This is a genomic window from Micromonospora sp. NPDC049274 (assembly GCF_040678875.1).
Lineage (GTDB): Bacteria > Actinomycetota > Actinomycetes > Mycobacteriales > Micromonosporaceae > Micromonospora.
In genome coordinates this window covers 14,081-36,394 of sequence record NZ_JBFAQS010000005.1, presented here as the reverse complement: position 1 = coordinate 36,394, position 22,314 = coordinate 14,081, and the positions used below count along the sequence as shown (strand labels likewise).

Below are 22,314 nucleotides of genomic sequence, written 5' to 3'. Positions count from 1 at the left end.
ATCGGCGGTCCCGCCGCCGTTACGCCGTGCGGCGCAGGATGATCGCCGCAGACGGCGTTACAATTCACCCCTGCCCACGCGCCACGGACCGCCGACCACCGGCCGGCCCGGGACACGAGGGTCCCTCAACCACATCGCCCGGCCCGGTTGCCCCACGCTGTGCCGGACGACCCGGCCGTGCCCGCTCTTCGCCTCCGGAAGGTCATTCGTGACAGAACCCCGCCAGCCCGGCGCCGACGTTCGCTCGCTCACCGACACCCTGATCGCCCACGCGCAGAGCGCCGGTGGTCAGCTCACGTCGGCTCAGCTCGCGCGCACCGTCGAGACCGCCGAGGTGACTCCGGCCCAGGCCAAGAAGATCCTCCGGGCGCTCTCCGAGGCGGGAGTGACCGTTGTGGTGGACGGCTCGGCGAGCACCCGCCGCCGGGTCGCCGCGGCCCGCTCGACGACCCCCGCGTCCCGGGCCACCACCGCCAAGACCACCAAGAAGGCCGCCGCGCCCGCCCCGAAGCAGGCGCCGGCCTCCGACGAGCCGGCGTCGACGCCGGCGCCGCGCAAGGTGGCCGCTCGCAAGGCCGCCGACGGCGCCGCCGCGGCCACCCCGGCGAAGGCGACCAAGTCCACCCGCGCCACCAAGGCGACGGTGGCCGCGGCGGCCGGCGCCAAGCCGGCCAAGGCCAAGGGCGAGGGTGCCGAGGGAGAGATCGACCCGGAGGAGCTCGCCGCCGCCATCGAGGACGTGGTGGTGGAGGAGCCGGCCGAGCTGGCCCAGGCCGCCGAGACCGACGCCGCCGCGTCGGCCACCGACAACGACTTCGAGTGGGACGACGAGGAGTCCGAGGCCCTCAAGCAGGCTCGGCGTGACGCCGAGCTGACGGCCTCCGCCGACTCCGTCCGTGCGTACCTGAAGCAGATCGGCAAGGTTCCGCTGCTCAACGCCGAGCAGGAGGTGGAGCTGGCCAAGCGGATCGAGGCCGGGCTGTACGCCGCCGAGCAGCTGCGCGCGGCCGACGAGGGCGAGGAGAAGCTCGCCCGGGAGATGGTCCGCGACCTGGGCTGGATCTCCCGCGACGGCGAGCGCGCCAAGAACCACCTCCTCGAGGCGAACCTCCGTCTGGTCGTCTCGCTGGCCAAGCGGTACACGGGGCGCGGCATGGCCTTCCTGGACCTGATCCAGGAGGGCAACCTCGGCCTCATCCGCGCGGTGGAGAAGTTCGACTACACCAAGGGCTACAAGTTCTCCACGTACGCCACCTGGTGGATCCGGCAGGCCATCACCCGCGCCATGGCCGACCAGGCCCGCACCATCCGCATCCCGGTGCACATGGTCGAGGTCATCAACAAGCTCGGCCGCATACAGCGCGAGCTGCTCCAGGACCTGGGCCGTGAGCCCACGCCGGAGGAGCTGGCCAAGGAGATGGACATCACACCGGAGAAGGTGCTGGAGATCCAGCAGTACGCCCGGGAGCCCATCTCGCTGGACCAGACCATCGGCGACGAGGGCGACAGCCAGCTCGGTGACTTCATCGAGGATTCCGAGGCCGTGGTGGCCGTCGACGCGGTCTCGTTCTCGCTCCTGCAGGACCAGCTCCAGCAGGTGCTGCAGACGCTCTCCGAGCGTGAGGCGGGTGTGGTACGTCTGCGTTTCGGCCTGACCGACGGTCAGCCGCGGACGCTTGACGAGATCGGCCAGGTCTACGGGGTGACCCGGGAGCGGATCCGGCAGATCGAGTCCAAGACGATGTCCAAGCTGCGTCACCCGTCCCGGTCGCAGGTTCTCCGGGATTACCTGGACTGAGCCGGTTTCGTCAACCGAACGTGTCGTTTTGGCCACCTGGTGTGCAACACCAGATGGAGATCGTCCGGATGCACGAATGTGATCGTTGACGTGGCACCCTGGGTGCACGGCACACTGTCCCTGCCAGGTGTGACCTCGGTCCCCCGCGGGCACACAGGGAAGGCAGCGCCTAGCAAGGGTGTTGCACGATAGGTGAGCAACGACCGAAGAGATTGTTCATCGGTGACGACCAGAGGAGGAAGGCGATGAACTCGACCCTCACGCCGCCGCCCGAAACGGTGGCACCCCCAGCCGCCGATGAACGGTGCGACCGCTGCAATGCTGCCGGCAAGCTCCGGATCACTCTGGTGGGTGGGAGCGAGCTGGTGTTCTGCGGGCACCACGCGAACAAGTACGCGGAGGATCTCGTGAAGATCACCGAGCGGTTCGCAACGGAGCCCGACTTCAGCTGGCGTGGCGCCGATCTGATGGCGAACTGAGTCCGTAGACCGACATAGCCGGCCGGAGGCACCCTGAGGGTGTCTCCGGCCGGCTTTTTCCTGTCCAGCACCCGCGCGCCCCGCGCAACTTCACCGAAGTTGCTGCCTCCGACGCGGGGGCGCTTCGTGATCCACTCAGTTTCACGGAAGTCGCGCTCTCCACCTCGCTCGAACACCGCGTTTTCACGAAAATCGAGGGGGCAGCCGGGCTAGAGGGTCTGCACCGTCGCGATGCGTTCCTCGAGCTGCTCGATGGTGGCTTGGGCGCTCGGCGGGCCGCCACAGAGCCGGCGCAGCTCAGCGTGGATCTTGCCGTGGGGTTGGCCGGTGCGATGGTGCCGGGCGGCCACCAGAGCGTTCAGTTGCCGCCGGAGCGCCACACGACGCTGGGCGGCACTCATGGGTGCCGGAGGCGCCGCCGTGGGCGCAGCGGCCGGCTGAGCGGCCCCGTCGGCCGTACGACGGCGCTGGGCGGCGAGCTGTGCCGCCTGGCGCTTGGTCAGCAGCAGCGAGACCTGGTCGGCGGTGAGCAGGCCGGGCAGGCCGAGGTACTCCTCCTCCTCCGGTGTGCCGGCCTGCGCGGCGGTCCCGAAGGACGCGCCGTCGAAGATCACCTGGTCCAGTTCGGCGGTGGCCGAGAGCGCCGCGAAGCGCTTCTCCAGCTCCCCGCTGGCCTGGTCGTCGCGCTGCGCCCGTTCCAGCAGGTCGTCATCGAGGCCGTCGGAGTCCTTGGGTTTGCCGAGGACGTGGTCCCGCTCGTTCTCCATCTCGCTGGCCAGCCCGAGCAGGTGCGGCACGCTGGGCAGGAAGACCGACGCCGTCTCGCCGGGGCGGCGGGCCCGCACGAACCGACCGATCGCCTGGGCGAAGTAGAGCGGGGTGCTGGCGCTGGTGGCGTAGACGCCGACCGCCAGCCGGGGGATGTCCACCCCCTCGGACACCATCCGCACCGCGACCAGCCACCGCTGGTCGGACGCCGCGAACGTCGCGATCCGCGCGGAAGCGCCCTGGTCGTCGGAGAGCACCACGGCAGCCTTCTCGCCGGTTATCTGCTCGATGAGCTTGGCGTACGAGCGGGCGGTCTGCTGGTCGGTCGCGATGATCAGACCACCGGCGTCGGGCATGCCGGCGTTGCGCAGCACGGTGAGGCGGGCGTCGGCGGCGCGCAGCACCTGCGGCATCCAGTCCCCCGCCGGGTCCAGGGCGGTACGCCACGCCTGCGCCACCAGGTCCTGGGTCATCGGCTCGCCGAGGCGGGCCGCCAACTCGTCCCCCGCGTTCGTGCGCCAGCGGGTCTCCCCGGAGTACGCCAGGAAGAGCACCGGCCGGACCACGCCGTCGCGCAGCGCGTCGGCGTAGCCGTACACCGAGTCGGCGTGGGAGCGCAGCAGCCCGTCACCGCCCCGCTCGTAGGTGACGAACGGGATGGGGTTGTCGTCGGAGCGGAACGGCGTACCGGTGAGCATCAGCCGGCGTACGGCGGGTTCGAAGGCGTTCTTCACGCCGTCGCCCCAGGAGCGGGAGTCGCCGGCATGGTGGATCTCGTCGAGGATGACCAGGGTGCGACGGGTCATGGTGCGCCGCCTGTGCACCTGCGGGGCCATCCCCACCTGGGCGTAGGTGACCACCGCGCCGTGGAAGTCGGCCGCCGAGTGCACGTCGGCGTTGCGGAACGCGGCGTCGAGCTGAATGCCCACCCGCGCCGCGGCCTCGGCCCACTGGTTCTTCAGGTGCTCGGTGGGCGCGACCACGGTGACCGCCTCGACGGTGCCGTCGCCGAGCAGCTCGGCAGCGATCCGCAGGGCGAAGGTGGTCTTGCCGGCGCCCGGCGTCGCGACCGCTGTGAAGTCCTCGGTACGCCGGCGCAGGTACTCCACCAGGGCCTTGCGCTGCCAGGCACGTAGTGCCGGGAACGTCTCGAGCACCGGCGTCCGGGCTGCCACGCGAAAGCTCCTCTCCGACCGCACGAGGGCGGACACCGGGCGAGGGCCACGAGTATCGCCGCCCATGAAAACGCCTCCGCGCAGAAGCTGCCGCGAAGGCCGACTCAGCATAACCAGCGCGGGCCCGTCGGCCCAGGCGACACCACGCCTGTCACGTTCACCACCCGCGCAGGACGGGCCTCACCACTCCGGGTCGCCGGTCGTCGGTGGCCGCAGCGTGGCCACCGGCGCGGACCAGCGGCGGCGCAGCGCGATCAGGCGCAGCCCGAAGACCCCGACGGCGGCGGCGGTGAGCGGCGCCGGCCCGGTCTGCCCGGTGACGTACAGCAACGCCACCGCGACCGATCCGGCCAGGGCGGCCACCGCGTAGATCTCCCGGCGCAGCACCACCGGGATCTCGGCGGTCAGCAGGTCCCGGCCGAGCCCGCCGCCGATCGCGGTGAGCATGCCGATCAGGCAGGCGCCGACCGCCGGCACCCGGGCGTCGAACGCCTTGAGCGTGCCGGTCACGGTGAACAGACCGAGGCCCGCAGCGTCGAGCACCAGCACAGTGGTGCGCAGTCGGGCGAGCTGTGGGTGCAGCCAGAAGACGGCGACCGCGGTGATCGCCGCGGTGGTGGCGTACCGCCAGTCGGCGAAGGCGAGCGGCGGCACCTCGTCGATGACCAGGTCGCGGAAGATCCCACCGCCGAGCGCGGCCACGAAGCCGACGAACGCGACGCCGAACAGGTCGAGTCGTTTGGCCACCGCCGCCGAGGCGCCGGAGGCGGCGAAGACCGCCACCCCGGTCAGGTCGGCGACGAGCAGGGCGGTGGAGGTGGTCACCGCCGCAGGCTACGTCGCCGGCCGGAGCGCCGGCCGGGGTTCACTCGCGGTACGAGTCGTAGATCTCCTTGCACTTGGGGCAGACCGGCGAGCCCGGCTTGGCCGCCTTGGTGACCGGGAAGGTCTCCCCGCAGAGCGCGACGACGAAGGTGCCCATGACGGCACTCTCGGCGATCTTCTCCTTGCGGACGTAGTGGAACATCTCGGGACCGGTGTCGGCGTCCTTCAGTTCCGGACGCTCGAGAACCTCTGTGCTCACGTCTGCACCTCCAACCGCCAAGTTTGGCAGGTCATCACGGCCGGGTCCACTTGAGCCCGGGCCGGTTCCGACCCGTACCGTGCCGGTGTGACTGACTTTCGCATCAGCTTCGGCACCGAGGTGGCCGAAGCCCTGCGCGACGGCCGGCCCGTCGTCGCGCTGGAGAGCACCATCGTCTCGCACGGCCTGCCCCGTCCGCAGAACCTGCAGGTGGCCCGCGAGATCGAGCAGGCGGTCCGGGACGCCGGGGCGGTGCCGGCGACCATCGGGATGATCGGCGGCGAGCTGGTGGTCGGCCTGGACGACGCGCAGCTGACCCGGCTGGCCACCGTCGACGGGGTGACGAAGCTCTCGGTCCGCGACCTGGCCGTGGCGGCCGCGACCGGCGCGGACGGCGCCACCACCGTGGCGGCGACGAGCGCCGTGGCCGCCGCCGCCGGGATCGGGGTGTTCGCGACCGGCGGCCTGGGCGGCGTGCACCGCGAGGCGGCGCACACCTTCGACGAGTCGGCGGACCTGGTCACCCTGGCCCAGACTCCGATCACGGTGGTCTGCGCGGGGGTCAAGTCGATCCTCGACGTGGGCGCGACGCTGGAGCGCCTGGAGACCCTCGGGGTCGCCGTCATCGGTTACCGCACCCGCCGGTTCCCCGGCTTCTACCTCACCGACGCGGGCTTCGACCTGGACTGGTCGGTGGACTCCCCGGAGCAGGTCGCCGCCGTGCTGGCCGCCCGCGACGAGCACGCCGTGCACACCGGCGGCCTGCTCGTCGCCAACCCGCTGCCGGTCGACGAGCAGCTCGACCCGGAGCTGCACGACCGGACCCTCGCCGAAGGGCTGGCCCGGCTGGAGCGGGACGGGGTGACCGGCAAGGCCGTCACCCCGTACCTCCTGGCGCACTTCCACTCGGCCACCGAGGGCGCCAGCCTGGCGGTGAACGTCCGGATCATCCTGCGCAACGCCGACCTGGCCGCGCGCATCGCGGTCGCCGCGGTCGCCCGCGCCTCCGCCGTCCCGGCATGACCCCTGGGGCCCGCGTGGTCGTCGTCGGGGACGTGATCACCGACGTGGTCGCGGTGCTGTCCGGGCCGCTCGCGGCCGGGTCGGACACCGGTGCCGAGATCAGTCTCGGCGGGGGCGGGCAGGCGGCCAACACCGCCGCCTGGATCGCCGCGCAGGGGATGGCCGTCACACTCGTCGGCGCGGTCGGCGACGATGACGCCGGGCGCGACCGGGTGGCCGAGCTGGACCGCGCGGGCGTGGACTGCGCGGTCGAGCGGGTGGTGGGCGCCCGGACCGGCACGGTGATCGTGCTGGCGGCCGACGGCGAGCGGACCATGGTCACGTCGCGGGGCGCGAACCTCGCGTTGCGCGCCGAGCACGTGGAGAAGGCCCTGGCGGCGGTGCCCGAGGCGGGGCATCTGCACCTGTCCGCGTACACCCTGTTGGACGCCGGGTCGCGCGGCGCGGGGTTGCGGGCGCTGGGCGCCGCCCGCGAGCGCGGGCTCACCACAAGCGTCGACGCGGCGTCCGCGGCGCCGCTGCGGCGGGTCGGCGCGCGGACCTTTCTCGGTTGGGTACGCGATGTCGACCTGCTGCTGGTCAACGCGGACGAGGCCACGGTGCTGGCCGGCGGTCTGGACCCGGCGGCGCAGGGGCGGGCGCTGTCGGCGACGGCTCGGCGGGTCGTGGTGAAGCGCGGGGCGGCGGGAGCGGTCTGGGTGGACCGCACCTCGCCGGTCTGCGTGGCTCCGGCCCGGCGGGTGGCGGTGGTGGACGTCACGGGCGCGGGCGACGCCTTCGCGGCCGGCCTGCTCACCGCGTGGCTCGCCGGTGCCACCCCGACCGCGGCACTGAGCCGCGCGACCGACCTGGGCGCGCTGGCCGTCTCCACGGCCGGTGCGCGGCCACAGCCGTAACTGTCGAAAGCAGCCGTAACGGCCGGCCCACGGCCACCGCGCGGCCGAGAACGGTCGAGCCCTGGCCCGCGCGACGCGGGTCAGGGCTCGACGTCGATGACCCTGTGTGGGCGTTCCTCGGCGGTGAGGCTCATCGGCGGGGTCTCGTCCTGTTGACGGCTGTGGAACCGATTGGCCAGCCGGTGCTCCTCCTTGGGCGGCCGGTCGTTGGCCAGCAACACGGCCAACCACGGAATGAGCACCATGCCGAGGGCACACAGCGGCAACCAGACCCAGAGCAGTGGGGCGTTCGCGCCGACCAGGATCGCGCCGGCGACGATGCAGGCCACCCGGATGCCCATCATGAGGACATAGCGGCGCTGACGGCTGGTGAGCTGATCATTCTGGCTGCGCGAGGCATCGGTGATCAGAATCGGCTGGTACGCCTGACGCTTCACCATGGACCTCCTCGAGGGGATTACGCCCCATCCTGTCACCACGGAGGCGTGATCAGCGAAAATTGACCTGGCCCGGTACGTGTTACGTGCGTGGTACGCTGCGCGACGTGGGCAGCAGGTTCAGCTTCACCGACGAGGCGTTGGCCAACCTGAGGGTCTACGACGTCACGCCCGGGGAAGTCTGGGAGGCGCTGCACAGCGCTCGACGGGTCATCCGCCACCTGGGTGACGACGTGATGGTGGTCTACGCCGCCGGCCGGCGCGGCCGCCGCCTGGCGGTGCTGCTCGCCGAGGCCGATGGCACCGACAACGACTGGGACATCCTCTCCGCCCGCGAGCTGAGCGACGTCGAGTCGAAGCGCTACGACGAGGCCGTGCGGAGAGATCGCCGATGAGGAGGCCGTGACGATGCACCGTAACGACGCGACCAAGCAGTTCCACAGCGGCGACGACCGGCTCGCCGACCTGATCGACGACAGCCCTTCGGTGGACCTCCCCACCCCCGACACCGACGTGCCGATGGTGAGCCGATCGGTGCGGCTGCCACTGGAGACGTACGAGCGGGTGCGCGCCGCCGCCGATGCCCGGGGCATCGGGGTCACCACGCTGATGCGGCAGTGGATCGAGGCCGGCCTCGCCGACCTGGACGACTCCGCGACCGTCTCCCTCGCCGACGTCCGGCGGGCGCTGGCCTCGCTCGCCCACCCGACCGCCGCCTGAGCGCGCGGGTCAGCCGTCGGCGGTCTTCGCCTTGGCCGCCGCCTTCATCTGCTGCTTGTACTCCCGCACCTGGCGCAGCGAGTCGACGTCGGTGACGTCCGCCACCGACCGGTGGGCGCCGGGGTCGCCGTACCCGCCGGCCGCCGTCCGCCAGTCCTGCGGGGTCACCCCGAACCGCTTGCCGAGCAGGGCCACGAAGATCTGCGCCTTCTGCTTGCCGAAGCCGGGCAGCCCGGCGACCCGCCGCAGCAGCTCCGGCCCGTCGGCGACGTCGGCCCAGAGCAGCGCGGCGTCCCCGTCGTAGCGCTCCACGAGCACCCGACAGACCTCCTGCACCCGGGCCGCCATCGCCTTCGGGAACCTGTGCAACGCGGGCGGCTGGGCGAAGAGCGCGACGAGCGCCTCCGGGTCGTAGCCGGCCAGCTCCGCCGCGTCCAGGTCGTGGCCGAGCCGCTGGGTGAGCACGTACGGAGAGGAGAACGCCTTCTCCATCGGCACCTGCTGGTCCAGGGTCATGCCGAGAAGCAGGGCCAGTGGGCTGCGCTCCAGCAGCCGGTTGGCCTCCGGATCGATGGGCAGCACGAGCGTCATACCCGCCATCTTGCCTGGCCCGCGGATCCGGGTCGGCACCGACGCTCCGGCGGTCGTCCGGCGGGTGCTGCCGACGCGGGACGGCACGAAAGGCAGGATGAGGGCGTGGACGAACACGACATGCTGCTCTCCCCCGCCGGTGTCGACGCGCTGCGCGCCGCGCTGACCCGGACCGGGTTCACCAGCCACGGCATCGCCGAGCGGCTGGGCGCGCAGGCCACCGCCGCGGTCGCCCGCAACGACTACCGGGCCGCACTGCGCGCCACCGAGGACGGCGACCCGCTCGGCACCCTCATCCGGGTGTTCATCTGCGACCAGACCGAGCCGGAGGCCGCGGTGGCCGCCGCGCTGGCGCCCCTCCCGCTGGAGGAGGCGCTGGCCGGCGGGCTGGTCGAGCGCTACGGCGACGGCCTGCGCGCCGGCGTCGACCTGGAGCCGTACGGCGACGACTGGTGGGTGCTCGCCGACGTGCCGGCCAGCGCCCGGCCGGGTCGTCCACTGCACGCCGAGCACGTGCTGGGCATCGGCGGCGCCACGCAGACCCTGATCGGCGCGACAGTGCGCCGGCCGGTGGGCAGCGCACTGGACCTGGGCACCGGCTCCGGCGTGCAGGCCCTGCACCTGGCCACCCACGCCGACACGGTGACCGCCACTGACCTCTCCGAGCGGGCCCTGCGCTTCGCCGCGACCACCGCCGCCCTCAACGGCCAGGACTGGGAGCTGCTGCGCGGCGACCTGGTCGCCCCGGTGGCCGGGCGCCGCTTCGACCTGGTGGTGAGCAACCCGCCGTTCGTGGTCGGCCCGGGTACCACCACGCACGTCTACCGCGACTCGGGGCGGGTGGGTGACGCGATCGCCGCCGAACTGGCCTCCGCCGCTCCCGGCCTGCTCACCGAGGGCGGCACCATGCAGTACCTGGCGAACTGGGTGCACGTCGCCGGCGAGGAGTGGGACGAGCGGGTGGCCGGCTGGTTCGCCGGCACCGGCCTGGACGCCTGGGTGATCCAACGCGAGGTGGCCGACCCCATGGCGTACGTCGACCTGTGGCTCAACGACGTCGGCCAGGGCGCCGACCCGCAGCGGGCCGCCGTCTGGCTGGACTGGTTCGACGCGCACAAGATCGAGGGAGTCGGCTTCGGCATCGTGTCGCTGCGCCGAGGTGGGCACGCCGATCCGGTGGTCCGCGTGGAGGACCTGCGTCAGCAGGTCCAGCCGCCACTGGGCGACCACATCGGCGCCTGGTTCGACCGCCAAAACTTCCTGCGGGTACGCGACACCGACGGGCTGCTCGCCGAGCGCTACCGGGCCGCCGATGGTCTCCAGCTGCGCCAGGAGGCCACCATGGGCGACGAGGGCTGGGCGGTGGACCGGCAGGTGCTCGCGATGCCGCACGGCCTGCGCTGGACCGAGGAGATCGACCCGCTGGTGCTGGCGCTCGTCGGTGGGGCCGACGGCCGGCTGCCGCTGCGCGACCAGCTCGCCCTGCTCGCGGCGGCCCACGACGTCGAACCCGCGGAGATGGCCGAGGCCGCCGGCCCCATCGTCGCGCACCTGGTGGAGCGCGGCTTCATCGAGCCGGTGACCGCGTGACGCAGGCGGTCGTGCTGCTGCGGGCCGGGGTGCTCTGATGCGGGCGGTGGTGCAGACCGTCGGGCGGGCCAGCGTGACGGTCGACGGCGAGGTGGTCGGCGCGATCGAGAACGGCCTGCTGGTGCTGCTCGGGGTGACGCACACCGACACCGCCGAAACCGCCCGGACGATGGCCCGCAAGGTGCACGAGCTGCGGATCCTGGACGGCGAACGGTCCGCCGCCGATGTCGGAGCGCCGATCCTGGTGGTCAGCCAGTTCACCCTCTACGGCGACGCCCGCAAGGGCCGCCGTCCAAGTTGGACGGCGGCAGCCCCCGCCGAGGTGGCCGAACCCCTGGTGACAGCGGTAGTCGAGTCCCTACGCGAACGAGGCGCCACTGTCGAGACCGGCCGCTTCCGCGCCCACATGCTGGTGGAGAGCACCAACATAGGCCCCCAAACCCTCCTCCTGGACCTCTGACACCCCGGTTGATCATGAAGTTGTTGCCACGACACGCCGAGGCGGCGGGCAATAACTTCATGATCAACGGCTGGGGCGGCGGGACAGGGATCCGCGGAGCCAGATGTCCAGTTCGGCGGGCCAGTCGGTGTGGTCGGCCGTGGCGTGCTCGACAGTGAACCGGCCGAAGGCGTCGCGGCCCTCGGTGAAGACGCCGCCGCGCTTGTCGACCTCCAGCACCACCTGCATCTGTCGCGCGTCGGCGATGAAGGTGACCTCCAACTGGTTGATCGACCGGGCGTACTGCGGTGCCGGGCTGAACTCGATCTCCTGGTAGAACGGCAACGTCTGCCGTACGCCGTAGAGGTGCCCACGCTCCACATCGGCTCGCGCGAAGCGGAAGCCCAGTCGCAGCAGCGCGTCCAGCAGCCGCTCCTGCGCGGGCAGCGGGTGCACCGACACCGCATCCAGATCGCTGGTGTCGACGGCTCGGGCGACCTCCAACTCGGTCCGCAGGCCCATCGTCATGCCGTGCAGGTGCTGCCCGTACAGCTCGGTCACGGGTGTCTCCCAGGGCACGTCGAAGCGGAACGGGAGGTCGTGGCGCTGCCCCGGCTCCAACCGGAACGCGCCGGTGACCCGCTGGCGGTGGAACTCCTGAGTGGTGTCGTAGTCGCTGTCGCCGCTCTCCACCTCGACCCGGGTGACCAGGCCGAGCGTGACGTGCTCGATGTCGACCTGATGGTCGCCGCCGAGCACCTGGATGCGGCCCTCCAACTGCCCTCCGGGGCGGCAGTTCGGGTTGGCGAGCACCGTCTCGACCGACGGGCCACCGACCCCCATCGCCTTCATGAGCCGCTTGAAGACCACACCGTCCTCCATCGTCGGACCACGCCGACCCGGGGCGGCCGGCCTGCCCGCAACGTAGCCGGGCGGCGCACGCAACCGCCGGGACGACACACCGCGGCAACGATCCGGCCGGATTCCTGTCGGGTGCCCGATCGCCTCACTCCCGTTTCACGCCCTGCCCGCCAAGCTGTGTTTCACACCGGCACCACTGGGCCGGAGACGCGGCACAGACGTGGACACGGGGAGAGACAGAGATGGTCCTGCAGATGACGGAACACCGGACGCGCCCGGCCACCAGCACCGAGAGCAACGGGCCCGCAGAGGCCCTCACCGACCTGGACGCCACCGACGAGCGCGGCATCTCCACCGACCTGGTCCGGGCGTACCTGAACGGGATCGGCCGGACGAAGCTGCTCACCGCGGCGCAGGAGGTCGACCTGGCCCGCCGGATCGAGGCCGGCCTGTTCGCCGACGAGAAGCTCGCCACCTGCACCCCGGTCTCCGAGGAACTGCGGGCCGACCTGGAGCTGATCGTCGCCGAGGGCCGCGCCGCCAAGGACCACCTGCTGGAGGCGAACCTGCGGCTGGTGGTCAGCATCGCCAAGCGCTACACCGGACGTGGGATGGCCTTCCTCGACCTGATCCAGGAGGGCAACCTCGGCCTCATCCGGGCGGTGGAGAAGTTCGACTACGCCAAGGGTTACAAGTTCTCCACGTACGCCACCTGGTGGATCCGGCAGGCGATCACCCGGGCCATGGCCGACCAGGCTCGCACCATCCGCATCCCCGTGCACATGGTCGAGCAGGTCAACCGGATGGTCCGGGCCCGCCGCGAGCTGGCGGTGACGCTGGGTCGCGAGCCCACGGTCGCCGAGGTCGCCCGTGCCCTGGACATCCCCGAGTTCCAGGTCATCGAGCTGATCTCGTACGACCGCGAGCCGGTCAGCCTGGACCAGGCCGTCGGCGACGACGGCGAGAGCGCGCTCGGTGACTTCGTGGCCTCGGTGGACCCGCGCACCGACCCGGGCGAGGGCGCCGCGCAGGGCGAACTGCGCAACGAGGTGAGCATCGTGCTGGCCACGCTGTCGCAGCGGGAGCAGGCGGTCATCCGGCTCCGGTTCGGGCTGGACGACGGCCGGCAGCGCACCCTGGACGAGGTCGGCCGGGAGTTCGGCCTGTCCCGTGAGCGCATCCGGCAGATCGAGAAGGTGACGCTGCTGAAGCTGCGCGCTCCGGAGCGCGCGCAGCGCCTGGAGGCGTACGCCTGCTGACGTACCCGCTTCGACAGGGAGGCCCCGGCGGTTCGCCGGGGCCTTTCCTGCTGCCGTGGTGCTTGACGGTGGCACCGATCCGCGATAGAAACCATCTGGTTATAGAACCGGGGGGTTATCGGCGGTGGGAACTGACCTCTTGGACGCGACCTTCGCGGCGCTGGCCGACCCGACCCGGCGGGCCATCCTCGCCCGGCTCGCGGTCGGCGAGGCGACCGTTACGGAGCTGGCGGAACCCTTCGAGATGAGCCAGCCGGCCATCTCCAAGCACCTCAAGGTGCTGGAGCGGGCCGGCCTCGTCAGCCGGGGGCGGGACGCCCAGCGCCGGCCGTGCCGGCTGGAGGCCCGACCGTTGCGTGAGGCGACGGCCTGGCTGGCCGACTACCGGGACTACTGGGCGGAGAGCTACCAGCGCCTCGACGCCCTGCTCGACGAACTCCGGGCCGTCGATGAGGCCGACGCCGAGCGTCGGGGGCCCCGACGGGACGGGACGGCGGCGTGACAAGCCTGGACGACCCTCTCGTCGTGCACACACCGGGCGACCGGGAGATCGTGTTGAGCCGACTGTTCGACGCGCCGGCGCAGCTGGTGTTCGCCGCCTTCACCCGACCCGAGCTGCTGACCCGGTGGTACGGCGCCCGCGGGTGGAGGCTTGCGGAGTGCGACGTCGACCTGCGGGTCGGCGGGCGGTGGCGGTTCGTGTCCCTGGGCCCGGAGGGCGGGCGGATGGTCCAGGCCGGGGTCTACCGGCGCATCGAGCCACCCCACCTGCTGGTCTGCACCGAACTCTTCGACGAGCAGTCCTACCCGGGCGAGACACTCGTCAGCCACCGGTTCACCGAGCTGGCCGGGCGGACGACGGTCACCACCACCCTGCTCTACGCCACGCCCCAGGGGCGGGACACCGTGCTGCGGTACCCGATGACACGGGGCGTCGGGCAGAGCTTCACGCGGCTCGCCGAGCTGCTGCGATCGACAACGACGACGACGGAAAGAGAGCAACCATGAACTGGACCCTGGAAGTGGTGGTCGTGCCGGTCTCCGATGTGGACCGGGCCAAGAAGTTCTACGCCGACCAGCTCGGCTTCGCCGTCGACCACGACACCGCCATCGGCGGTCTCGGCCGGATCGTGCAGCTCACCCCACCCGGTTCCGGCTGTTCCATCGTGTTCGGCGCCGGAGTGGTCCCTGAGATGCCTCCCGGTTCGCTCCGGGGCCTGCAACTGGTGGTGCCCGACCTGAAGCGGGCCCATGCCGAGCTTGTCGAACGTGGTGTGGACGTCAGCGATATCCAGGTGCTGGGCGACAACCCGAGCCCCACGCCGCACCCGCTGGACAATGTCGGCTTCGTCTTCTTCGCCGACCCGGACGGCAACACCTGGGGTGTCCAGCAGATCTCCAGCCGCGCCTGACCGGCCGCGTTCAGAGGCGCCGGGGGCCGGTGTCCGGGCGGGCGGCCACGCCGCCCACCCGCACCTCGGCGTGCAGGACCGAGATGCCGTCCGGGCGGGCGAGGACCGGGTTGAGGGTCAACGACCGCACCCGGGGCTGGTCGTCGGCGAGCTGACCGACCCGCAGCAGCAGGTCGGCCAGGGCCGCCCGGTCCACCGGTGCGGCGCCCCGGTGCCCCCGCAACAGCGGTGCCGCCCGGGGTTCGTCGACAAGCTCGGCGGCGTCGGTGTGGGTCAGCGGCACCGCCCGCCAGGCCCGGTCGCCCAGCAGCTCGGTGGCGACCCCGCCGAGGCCGAAGCCGACGACCGGCCCGAACGCCGGATCCTCCACGAGCTCCACCACGCAGGCCACGCCCGGCGGGACCATCGGCTGCACCAGCACGTCCGCGCCGAAGCCGGCGGCCATGTCGGTGTACGCGCGGCGGACGCTCGCCTCGTCGGGCAGGTCGAGGCGGACCGCGCCCAGGTCGAGCCGGTGTCGCAGCCCCGCGGCGGCGGCCTTGAGGGCCACCGGAAAACCCACCCGGGCCGCCGCGTCGACAGCCGCGTCGACCGAGTTCACGGGCACCGACGCGACGGTCTCGATGCCGTACGCGGCCAGCAGCGCCTGCGCGTCGGTGCTGTCGGTGCGCAGCGCGGCCGCCGCGGCGTCCCGGTCGATCCCGGACAGTTCGGGTGCCACTCCGGGAGGACGGCGCAGCCACTCGGCGTACCGGTGCGCCCGGGCGAGGGCCCGGACGGCCTCCTCCACGCCCCCGTACGCGGGCACCCCGGCCGGCAACCGCCCGACCAGGAACGTCGCCACGGTGGGCTTGCCCAGGGCGAGGGCGGCCGGCAGCGCGGCGGTGACGTCGGCTTCCATCTCGGCGCGTTGGCCCGGCAGCGGGGGGGCGAAGACCACGACGAGGGCGTCCACCCGGTCGTCGCGTGCCGTCTCGGCGAGGGCGGCGGCGAACTCGTCGGCGCCGGCGCTCGGCGCGACGTCGCGCGGATAGCCCTCGGCGACGGTCAGGCCCTGCCCGACACAGGCCGTGGCGGCCAGGCCGGTCAACGCCGAGGAGTTGCCGACCACGCCGACCCGGCCGCCGGTCGGCAGCGGCTGGTTGGCCAGCAACACCCCCACGTCGAGCAGCTCGGGCACGGTGTCCACCCGGATCACCCCGGACTGGGCGAAGAGCGCGGCCACCGCCACCTCATCCGGCCCGGTGGTGTCGCCGACACCGGGCGGGCGGGCCGGCGAGGCGAGCGCCACGACCGGTTTCGCGCGGCCGATCCGCCGGGCCAGCCGGGCGAACTTGCGCGGATTGCCGAACGTCTCCAGGTACAACATGATCACGTCGGTGCCGGGGTCGTCCTGCCAGTACTGCAGGAGGTCGTTGCCGGAGACGTCGGCCCGGTTGCCGGCCGACACGAAACTGGACAGCCCCAGGCCACGCCGGTCCGCCTCGGCGAGCAGCGCCACCCCGAACGCGCCGGACTGGCTGAAGATGCCGACCCGACCGGCAGGCGGCAGCGCCGGGGCGAGGGTGGCGTTGAGGCGTACCGCCGGGTCGGTGTTGGCCACGCCCAGGCAGTTCGGGCCGACCACGCGCATCCCGGCCGCGTGCGCCGCGCGGACCAGCGCACGTTGCGTGGCCGCGCCCTCCGGACCGGCCTCGGCGAAGCCGGCCGAGATCACGACCAGGCCGTGCACCCCGGCTGCCGCGGCGTCGGCGACCACAGCGGTCGCCGCCTCCGGCGGGACCGCCACCACCGCCAGGTCCACCGCGACCCCGGCGTCGACAGCCGAGGGGTACGCGGGCAGTCCCGCCACCGTCGACGCGCTCGGATGCACTGGCACCACCGCGCCCGTGAACCCGCCGTCGCGCAGGTGCCCGAGGACCGCCGCGCCGACACCCTGCCCGGTGGCGCTCGCGCCGTAGACGGCGATGCCGCGGGGGGCGAGCAGCCGGGCGATCGAGCGGGCCTCGGTGCGGTGCTCCCGGCCGCGCTGCACCTCCAGGGTCGTCTCCGTCGGGGCGATCGGGAAGCTCAGGTGCACCACACCGTCGGCGTACGCGCGCTGCACCTGGTAGCCGAAGTCGGAGAAGACCCGCAGCATCGTCCCGTTGGCCGGCAGCACCTCGGCGACGAAGCTCATGATGCCGTTGCGCCGCGCGGCGTCGGCCAGGTGCTCCATCAGCACCGAGCCGATGCCCCGACCCTGGAAGGCGTCCTCGACCACGAAGGCGACCTCCGCCTCCGGCGCCTGCGGACCGAGCCGCTCGTACCGGCCGACCGCGACGATCAGGTCACCGGCCAGCACCACGAACGCCTCCCGGTCGTGGTGGTCGACAGTGACGAACCGGATCAGATCGCGCTCCGGGATGCGCGGGTACGGCGAGAAGTAGCGCAGGTAGCGGGTGCGCTCGGAGAACCGGCTGTGCATCGCCACGATCGCCGGCGCGTCGGCCGGGTCGATCGGTCGCAGCTGGACGGTGCTGCCGTCGCTGAGCAGCACGTCCACCGGCTGGTCCACTGTCGTCACAGGAAACGGCCCGGCTCAGTCCCGGGGGTCGTACGGATCGAGCCCGAGCAGCGGGAAGACGGCCTTGCGGGTCGCCGCGATCGCCCGGTCCACCGCGTTCGGCTCGCCCGTCGGCTGCCACGGCTCGAACGACGGGTCCGCGTCGTCGGTCATCCGCAGCGGAATCTCCCGGCCCGGCCGACGGGCCGCGGCCAGCTCCCGCCAGGCGGGCGGAGTGAGCGTCGCCGGGTCGATCGGGTCGCCGGTCGCCACGGCCAGCAGGTGGCTCCAGGCTCGGGGCACCGCCTCGACAAGCGCGTACCCGCCGCCGCCGGTGGCCACCCAGCGGCCCTCACACAGCTCGTCGGCGAGCGCCCGCAACGCCAGGTAGGTGGCGCGCTGCCCGTCCACCGTCAGGTTCAGGTCGGCGAGGGGATCCAGCCGGTGCCCGTCCGCGCCGCACTGGCTCACCAGCACCTGCGGCCGGAACGCGCGCAGCACCGACGGCACGATGGCGTGGAACGCCCGCTGCCAGCCGGTGTCGTCGACACCCGGCGGGAGCGGCATGTTGACCGCGCTGCCCTGCGCGCCCGGCCCACCCGTCTCGTCCGGGAAGCCGGTGCCGGGGAAGAGCGCGAGCGGCGTCTCGTGCAGGCTGACCGTGAGCACCCGCGGGTCGTCCCAGAAGACCTCCTGCACGCCGTCGCCGTGGTGCACGTCCACGTCGACGTACGCGATCCGCTCCGCGCCCAGGTCGAGCAGGCGAGCGATGGCCACGGCCGGGTCGTTGTAGACACAGAAGCCGGAGGCGCGGGCGGGCATCGCGTGGTGCAGGCCGCCGGCCACGTTCACCGCCCGCCGGGCGTCACCACGCCACACCGCCTCCGCGGCGGCCACCGTCGCACCGGTGATCAGAGCGCTGGCCTCGTGCATCCCCTCGAAGACCGGGTTGTCGGAGGTGCCCAGCCCGTACCCGGCGAACAGCGGGTCGCGCGGCGCGGCCCGCACCGCGGCAAGGTAGGCCGGGTGGTGCACGCGGGTGAGCAGGGCGTCGTCGGCGGGCTCCGGCTTGACCACGCGGACCCCGGGACGGTCCAGGATGCCCAGCTCCCGGGCGAGCGCGACGGTCAGCTCCACCCGGACCGGGTCCAGCGGATGGTCACCCATGTTGTAGGCGAGCAGCGCGGGGTCCCACACCACCACCGTGTCGTCGGACATGAGCTCATCGTCGCACGAGGACCGTCGTCGACCCACCGCACGCGCTGGTCAGCGGCCGGGTGTCGGTCCGGAGGCGACCGGCCGGGCCGGGTCGGCCACCCAGTTGCTCCACGAACCCACGTAGAGCGCGGCGTCCGTGCGGCCGGCCAGGTGCAGCGCGAGGACGGCCTGCGCGGCGGTCACCCCGGAGCCGCAGTACGCCCCGACTGCCCGCGCCCCGGTGACACCGACGGAGGCGAACCGCTCGCGCAGCACGTCGGCGGCCGGAAAGCGCCCATCCGGCCCCACGTACTCGCCTGCGGGCAGGTTGGCCGCCCCGGGCACGTGACCGGCGACCGGGTCGATCGGCTCGACCTCACCGGCGTAGCGGGGCGCCGCACGCACGTCGAGCAGCACGGCGTCATCGGCGGTCGCCAGCGCGGCGGCCTGCCCGGCGTCCAGCACCGGAAGATCACCGGGGCGTACCTCGACGTCGCCCTCGCCCGGGGCGGGCGCGGTGGTGGAGACCGGCTGGCCGGCGGCGACCCAGGCCGGGAAGCCGCCGTGCAGCAGGCGCACCTGCCGGTGCCCGGCCCAGCGCAACGTCCACCAGGCGCGCGCGGCGGACAGGCCGTCACCGCCGTCGTACACCACAACGGGGTGACCGGTGCGGACGCCGGCCGCCCGCAGCGCGGCCCGCAGCGCGCCCGGGTCGGGCAGCGGGTGCCGGCCGCCGGCCCCGGGCGGCCCGCACAGCGCGGTGTCCAGATCGACGAAGACCGCGCCGGGCAGGTGACCGGCCAGGTAGTCGTCGTGGCCTGGCGGACCGGTGAGCCGCCAGCGGACGTCGAGCAGGGTGGGCGGATCGGCGTGGTCGAGTTCGACGGCGAGCCCATCGACCTCGACAAGCAGCTCCTCGGTACCGGACATGGCGACCATCCAACACCATCCGGGACGGCGGCACGCGGTTCGGCGGCGGTCGTCGGTCACGACGCGGGGTAGCATCGTGCACCGGAGGGCCGCTGACGTTATGAAGTCTCACGACCTGGTCGACACGACCGAGATGTACCTGCGCACCATCCTCGAGTTGGAGGAGGAGGGGGTGCCGCCGCTGCGTGCCCGGATCGCCGAACGGCTGCAGCAGAGCGGCCCCACAGTGAGCCAGACCGTCGCCCGGATGGAGCGCGACGGCCTGCTCACCGTCGAGGGCGACCGGCACCTGACGCTCACCGCGCTCGGCCGTGGCAGCGCCGTCTCGGTGATGCGCAAGCACCGCCTCGCCGAGCTGCTGCTCGTCAACGTCATCGGGATGCCCTACGAGGAGGCCCACGAGGAGGCCTGCCGCTGGGAGCACGTGATGAGCGACGCGGTGGAGAAGCGGGTGTACGACCTGCTCAACCGACCGACCCGCTCCCCGTACGGCAACCCGATCCCGGGTCTTCAGGAGCTGGGCTCGGCCGAGGCGGAGACCACCGAGGCCGCCGAGGGCGAGCGCAACCTGGCCTTCCCCGGCCTCTCCGGGCCGGTCGTGGTGCGGCGGATCTGCGAGAGCGTGCAGAAGGACGCCGACGTGCTGCGCCAGCTGCACGCCGCCGGTGTCGACCCGGGCGCCACGGTGACCGTGGCCCAGGAACGCGACGGGGTGTCGATCGACCGGTCCGGCGACCGGGTGCGGCTGCCCCGCGAGGTCGCCTCCCGGGTCTTCGTCGCCGCCAACTGACGCACCGCGCACCCGGGCGTCACAGCGCCCGGGTGTCCACCTTCCGGGCCAGCGCGACCAGGTCCGTGGCCATCTTCTCGGCGGCCGCGCGCTCGGCGTCACGGGCACCGGTCCAGGCCAGCGTGGCGAGGCGTCCGTCGGTGGCCAGCCAGCCGACCTCGGCGACCGGCCCGTGCCCGCCGGTCGCGGCGGCGGTACGCCGGTACGCCTGCTGACCCAGCCCGGTGACCTTCGCCGCCTTGTCGGGCACCACGTCCGCGCCGAAGGTGGCCTTGTCGATGGTGGTCTCGGACACACTGAGCATCAGCTCCGGCAGCGCCGCGCGCTCGGCGCGGATGACGCACGTGTGCGTGTCGCCCCGCTCGCTGGCCGCCGCCACGTCGAAGCGCACCTTGACGAGCTGCTCGATCACGGCGAAGTCCAGCAGTCGGCAGGCGCCTCCCGAGGAGGCCGCCGACACGTCCAGGGCGACCGGCGCCTGCGGCGGCACCGCCACCGGCTCGGCGTCGGCGGCACAGCCGCTCACCAGCAGGCCCGCCAGCCCGGCGACCACGATCCGCCCGCGCACGCTCCACCCTCTCGCCGACCGACGGCGGAAGGGGCCCGCCGGATGTCCGTCGGAAACCGTACGGGGTGTCCGGGTCGCGCGGAAGTCCTCGTTTACGCCTTTCCGGTCGGTGGATCGTCCACGTACGGGCAGTGGCGGCAGCCGCGTCCGCAGCACGTGCCGCGGCGGGCCAGGAAACCGGCGCTGAGCACGAACAGCCCCGTCGCCGGGTCGAGGTAGCCGGCCTCCCCGGCGGCCAGCGCGGCGGCGTGCGCGGCGAGGATCCGCTCCCGCTCGGGGTGCTCCGGCGGCAGCCGGGACGGGTGCGGCTCGGTGAGCGGCCGATCCGCCAGGGGCCGTCGCTCTCCACTCACCCGCAGAAGTCTAGGGAGGACCCCGGCCGGCGGAAATGCGGTGCCGGCTGGGGTGACGCCCCGATAGAGTCCCCGAGCCGCCGGCCGGTGGCGCGTACCCGCACCGACAGGCGGCGACAGTGAGTCAGCAGGTGGAGCAGTCTCCGGCGGTCACAGCGGGGGCGACCCCGTCGCTGTGGCGCAGCCGGAACTTCCTGCTGCTCTGGGGTGGTCAGACCGTCAGCGAGCTGGGCACCCGGATCGCGAACGTCGCGGTGCCGCTGCTCGCCGCGGACACCCTGCACGCCAGCGTGTTCCAGATCTCCCTGCTGACCGTCCTGGCCTGGCTGCCGTACCTGCTGTTCTCGCTGCCGGCGGGCATCGTCGCCGACCGGCTCGACAAGCGGCGACTGATGATCGCGTGCGACCTGGGTCGGGCCGCGCTCCTGCTGTCGGTGCCGGTGGCCGCGCTGGTCGGCCATCTCACCCTTCCCTTCCTGTACGCGGTGGTCGGGCTCGGCGGCGTGCTCACCGTGCTGTTCACCGTGGCGTACAAGACCCTGCTGCCCCAACTGGTGCCGGCGGACCTGCTGGTGGACGGCAACGCCAAGCTGACCATCAGCCAGGACGCCGCCGAACTGGTCGGCCCGACGGTCAGCGGCGCGTTGATCGGGCTGGTCGGCGCCGCCCGCACCTTCCTGGCCAACGGGTTCGCCTTCCTGGTCAGCGCGTTGACCCTGATCCTGATCCGGCAGCCACCGGTACACCGCGAGCCGACTCCCCGCGTACCCCTGCGGGTGGAGCTGACCGACGGGCTCGGCTTCATCCGGCGGCAGCCGATCCTGGTCAGCATCCTGGCCTGCACGACCTGGTCGAACTTCTGGGTGATGGCGTCCGCCTCGATCGAGGTGACGTTCCTGGTGCGCGAGCTGCACGCCGCGCCGGTGCAGGTGGGTCTGGTCTTCTCGGTCAGCGCCGTCGGCGGGCTGGTGGTGGGGGTGCTGGCCGCCCGGCTGTCGGCCTGGCTCGGCTCGGCCCGGGTGATCTGGGTGGCGATGACCGCGCCGGGCCCGTTCTATCTGCTGATGCCGTTGGCCCGACCCGGCTGGGGACTGCTGCTCTACGGGTTCGGGCTGGCCGCGTTCTCGGCCAACGCGGTGCTGTTCAACGTGGCGGCGATGTCGTACCGGCAGCGGATCACCCCGTCGGCGATCCTCGGCCGGGTCAACGCCGCGTTCCTCTGGATCTGCTTCGGGGTGATCCCGCTCGGCGCGCTGACCGGCGGCGCGCTCGGGACGGCCCTGGGGCTGCGCGGGGCGCTCTGGGTGTGCGTGCTGGGCACCTGGGCGGCGTGCCTGTTCGTGGTCTGCTCGCCGCTGCGGCGGATGCGGGACACGCCGCCGCCGGTTTCGTCGTAGGG

The 22,314-nt window shown here is 72.9% G+C and carries 25 protein-coding genes; 14 read left to right on the top strand and 11 right to left on the bottom strand.

The annotated features are described in order from the left end of the window. The first annotated feature begins 208 nt into the window (after positions 1-208). Positions 209-1,798 carry an RNA polymerase sigma factor gene (locus AB0K10_RS11225; protein WP_363682277.1) on the top strand — a complete coding sequence of 530 codons (1,590 nt, stop codon included), beginning with the start codon at positions 209-211 and terminating at the stop codon, positions 1,796-1,798. A 245-nt stretch (positions 1,799-2,043) separates the two neighbouring features. Then, positions 2,044-2,277, top strand: a complete 234-nt coding sequence (locus tag AB0K10_RS11220; protein ID WP_007456919.1) for a hypothetical protein — start codon at positions 2,044-2,046, stop codon at positions 2,275-2,277. A gap of 209 nt (positions 2,278-2,486) precedes the next feature. On the opposite strand, the gene AB0K10_RS11215 is transcribed toward AB0K10_RS11220, so the two are convergent. From AB0K10_RS11215 to AB0K10_RS11205, 3 genes are all read right to left on the bottom strand, one after another. Beyond that, complete coding sequence (locus AB0K10_RS11215) at positions 2,487-4,220, bottom strand: DEAD/DEAH box helicase (RefSeq protein ID WP_363682275.1); 1,734 nt, start codon at positions 4,218-4,220, stop codon at positions 2,487-2,489. Between the two features lie 180 nt (positions 4,221-4,400). Next, entirely contained in the window at positions 4,401-5,045 is a 645-nt protein-coding gene (locus tag AB0K10_RS11210) for a trimeric intracellular cation channel family protein (protein ID WP_363682273.1), read from the bottom strand. A 40-nt stretch (positions 5,046-5,085) separates the two neighbouring features. Further along, positions 5,086-5,304, bottom strand: coding sequence for a DUF3039 domain-containing protein (locus tag AB0K10_RS11205; protein ID WP_007456912.1), 219 nt, complete (start codon positions 5,302-5,304; stop codon positions 5,086-5,088). Positions 5,305-5,391: 87 nt separating this feature from the next. Between AB0K10_RS11205 and AB0K10_RS11200 the strand changes: the two genes are divergently transcribed. After that, a complete protein-coding gene (locus AB0K10_RS11200) occupies positions 5,392-6,327 on the top strand; it encodes a pseudouridine-5'-phosphate glycosidase (RefSeq protein ID WP_363682271.1) in 936 nt (311 codons plus the stop codon). Next, on the top strand, positions 6,324-7,223 hold the full coding sequence (locus AB0K10_RS11195; RefSeq protein WP_363682269.1) for a PfkB family carbohydrate kinase: 900 nt from the start codon (positions 6,324-6,326) through the stop codon (positions 7,221-7,223). The genes AB0K10_RS11200 and AB0K10_RS11195 overlap by 4 nt, the downstream gene beginning before the upstream one ends. An 80-nt stretch (positions 7,224-7,303) precedes the next feature. Here AB0K10_RS11195 and AB0K10_RS11190 read toward each other — a convergent pair whose 3' ends face one another. Next, positions 7,304-7,663: a DUF3099 domain-containing protein gene (locus AB0K10_RS11190; protein WP_363682267.1), complete on the bottom strand. Its 360-nt coding sequence runs from the start codon at positions 7,661-7,663 to the stop codon at positions 7,304-7,306. Between the two features lie 104 nt (positions 7,664-7,767). On the opposite strand from AB0K10_RS11190, the gene AB0K10_RS11185 reads away from it, so the two are divergent. Both AB0K10_RS11185 and AB0K10_RS11180 read left to right on the top strand, forming a co-directional pair. Next, the gene (locus AB0K10_RS11185) at positions 7,768-8,055 is read left to right on the top strand and encodes a hypothetical protein (RefSeq protein WP_007456905.1); all 288 of its coding nucleotides are present in this window, start codon (positions 7,768-7,770) and stop codon (positions 8,053-8,055) included. Positions 8,056-8,068: 13 nt separating this feature from the next. After that, positions 8,069-8,380 (top strand): hypothetical protein, encoded by a 312-nt coding sequence (locus AB0K10_RS11180; RefSeq protein WP_363682905.1) that lies wholly within the window; start codon positions 8,069-8,071, stop codon positions 8,378-8,380. A gap of 9 nt (positions 8,381-8,389) precedes the next feature. Here the strand turns inward: AB0K10_RS11180 and AB0K10_RS11175 are convergent, their stop codons facing one another. Further along, positions 8,390-8,980: an HhH-GPD-type base excision DNA repair protein gene (locus AB0K10_RS11175; protein ID WP_363682903.1), complete on the bottom strand. Its 591-nt coding sequence runs from the start codon at positions 8,978-8,980 to the stop codon at positions 8,390-8,392. A 96-nt stretch (positions 8,981-9,076) separates the two neighbouring features. On the opposite strand from AB0K10_RS11175, the gene AB0K10_RS11170 reads away from it, so the two are divergent. Then, positions 9,077-10,561: a methyltransferase gene (locus AB0K10_RS11170; protein ID WP_363682265.1), complete on the top strand. Its 1,485-nt coding sequence runs from the start codon at positions 9,077-9,079 to the stop codon at positions 10,559-10,561. Positions 10,562-10,598: 37 nt separating this feature from the next. Continuing rightward, positions 10,599-11,021 carry a D-aminoacyl-tRNA deacylase gene (dtd, locus tag AB0K10_RS11165; RefSeq protein ID WP_363682263.1) on the top strand — a complete coding sequence of 141 codons (423 nt, stop codon included), beginning with the start codon at positions 10,599-10,601 and terminating at the stop codon, positions 11,019-11,021. 63 nt (positions 11,022-11,084) lie between these two features. Here the strand turns inward: dtd and AB0K10_RS11160 are convergent, their stop codons facing one another. Beyond that, positions 11,085-11,870 carry a sporulation protein gene (locus tag AB0K10_RS11160; RefSeq protein WP_363682901.1) on the bottom strand — a complete coding sequence of 262 codons (786 nt, stop codon included), beginning with the start codon at positions 11,868-11,870 and terminating at the stop codon, positions 11,085-11,087. A gap of 245 nt (positions 11,871-12,115) precedes the next feature. Between AB0K10_RS11160 and sigB the strand changes: the two genes are divergently transcribed. From sigB to AB0K10_RS11140, 4 genes are all read left to right on the top strand, one after another. Further along, a complete protein-coding gene (gene sigB, locus AB0K10_RS11155) occupies positions 12,116-13,120 on the top strand; it encodes an RNA polymerase sigma factor SigB (protein WP_363682899.1) in 1,005 nt (334 codons plus the stop codon). A 124-nt stretch (positions 13,121-13,244) separates the two neighbouring features. Then, positions 13,245-13,622, top strand: coding sequence for a metalloregulator ArsR/SmtB family transcription factor (locus AB0K10_RS11150; RefSeq protein ID WP_363682261.1), 378 nt, complete (start codon positions 13,245-13,247; stop codon positions 13,620-13,622). Positions 13,623-13,627: 5 nt separating this feature from the next. Next, positions 13,628-14,128: an SRPBCC family protein gene (locus AB0K10_RS11145; RefSeq protein ID WP_363682897.1), complete on the top strand. Its 501-nt coding sequence runs from the start codon at positions 13,628-13,630 to the stop codon at positions 14,126-14,128. Continuing rightward, on the top strand, positions 14,125-14,532 hold the full coding sequence (locus tag AB0K10_RS11140) for a VOC family protein (RefSeq protein WP_363682259.1): 408 nt from the start codon (positions 14,125-14,127) through the stop codon (positions 14,530-14,532). The genes AB0K10_RS11145 and AB0K10_RS11140 overlap by 4 nt, the downstream gene beginning before the upstream one ends. A gap of 10 nt (positions 14,533-14,542) precedes the next feature. On the opposite strand, the gene AB0K10_RS11135 is transcribed toward AB0K10_RS11140, so the two are convergent. Genes AB0K10_RS11135 through AB0K10_RS11125 form a run of 3 tightly spaced genes read right to left on the bottom strand, consistent with a single transcriptional unit; the run spans position 14,543 to position 19,204 of the window. After that, entirely contained in the window at positions 14,543-17,098 is a 2,556-nt protein-coding gene (locus AB0K10_RS11135) for a GNAT family N-acetyltransferase (protein ID WP_363682257.1), read from the bottom strand. A gap of 15 nt (positions 17,099-17,113) precedes the next feature. Then, positions 17,114-18,295 (bottom strand): acetoin utilization protein AcuC, encoded by a 1,182-nt coding sequence (locus AB0K10_RS11130; RefSeq protein WP_363682255.1) that lies wholly within the window; start codon positions 18,293-18,295, stop codon positions 17,114-17,116. Positions 18,296-18,343: 48 nt separating this feature from the next. Further along, a complete protein-coding gene (locus tag AB0K10_RS11125) occupies positions 18,344-19,204 on the bottom strand; it encodes a sulfurtransferase (protein WP_363682253.1) in 861 nt (286 codons plus the stop codon). Between the two features lie 100 nt (positions 19,205-19,304). Between AB0K10_RS11125 and AB0K10_RS11120 the strand changes: the two genes are divergently transcribed. Continuing rightward, positions 19,305-19,994: a metal-dependent transcriptional regulator gene (locus tag AB0K10_RS11120; protein ID WP_358146919.1), complete on the top strand. Its 690-nt coding sequence runs from the start codon at positions 19,305-19,307 to the stop codon at positions 19,992-19,994. 19 nt (positions 19,995-20,013) lie between these two features. On the opposite strand, the gene AB0K10_RS11115 is transcribed toward AB0K10_RS11120, so the two are convergent. Next, positions 20,014-20,562 carry a hypothetical protein gene (locus AB0K10_RS11115; protein ID WP_363682251.1) on the bottom strand — a complete coding sequence of 183 codons (549 nt, stop codon included), beginning with the start codon at positions 20,560-20,562 and terminating at the stop codon, positions 20,014-20,016. Between the two features lie 92 nt (positions 20,563-20,654). After that, on the bottom strand, positions 20,655-20,915 hold the full coding sequence (locus tag AB0K10_RS11110; RefSeq protein WP_363682249.1) for a DUF5522 domain-containing protein: 261 nt from the start codon (positions 20,913-20,915) through the stop codon (positions 20,655-20,657). Between the two features lie 119 nt (positions 20,916-21,034). On the opposite strand from AB0K10_RS11110, the gene AB0K10_RS11105 reads away from it, so the two are divergent. Beyond that, positions 21,035-22,312, top strand: coding sequence for an MFS transporter (locus tag AB0K10_RS11105; protein WP_363682247.1), 1,278 nt, complete (start codon positions 21,035-21,037; stop codon positions 22,310-22,312). The last annotated feature ends 2 nt before the right edge of the window (positions 22,313-22,314 follow it).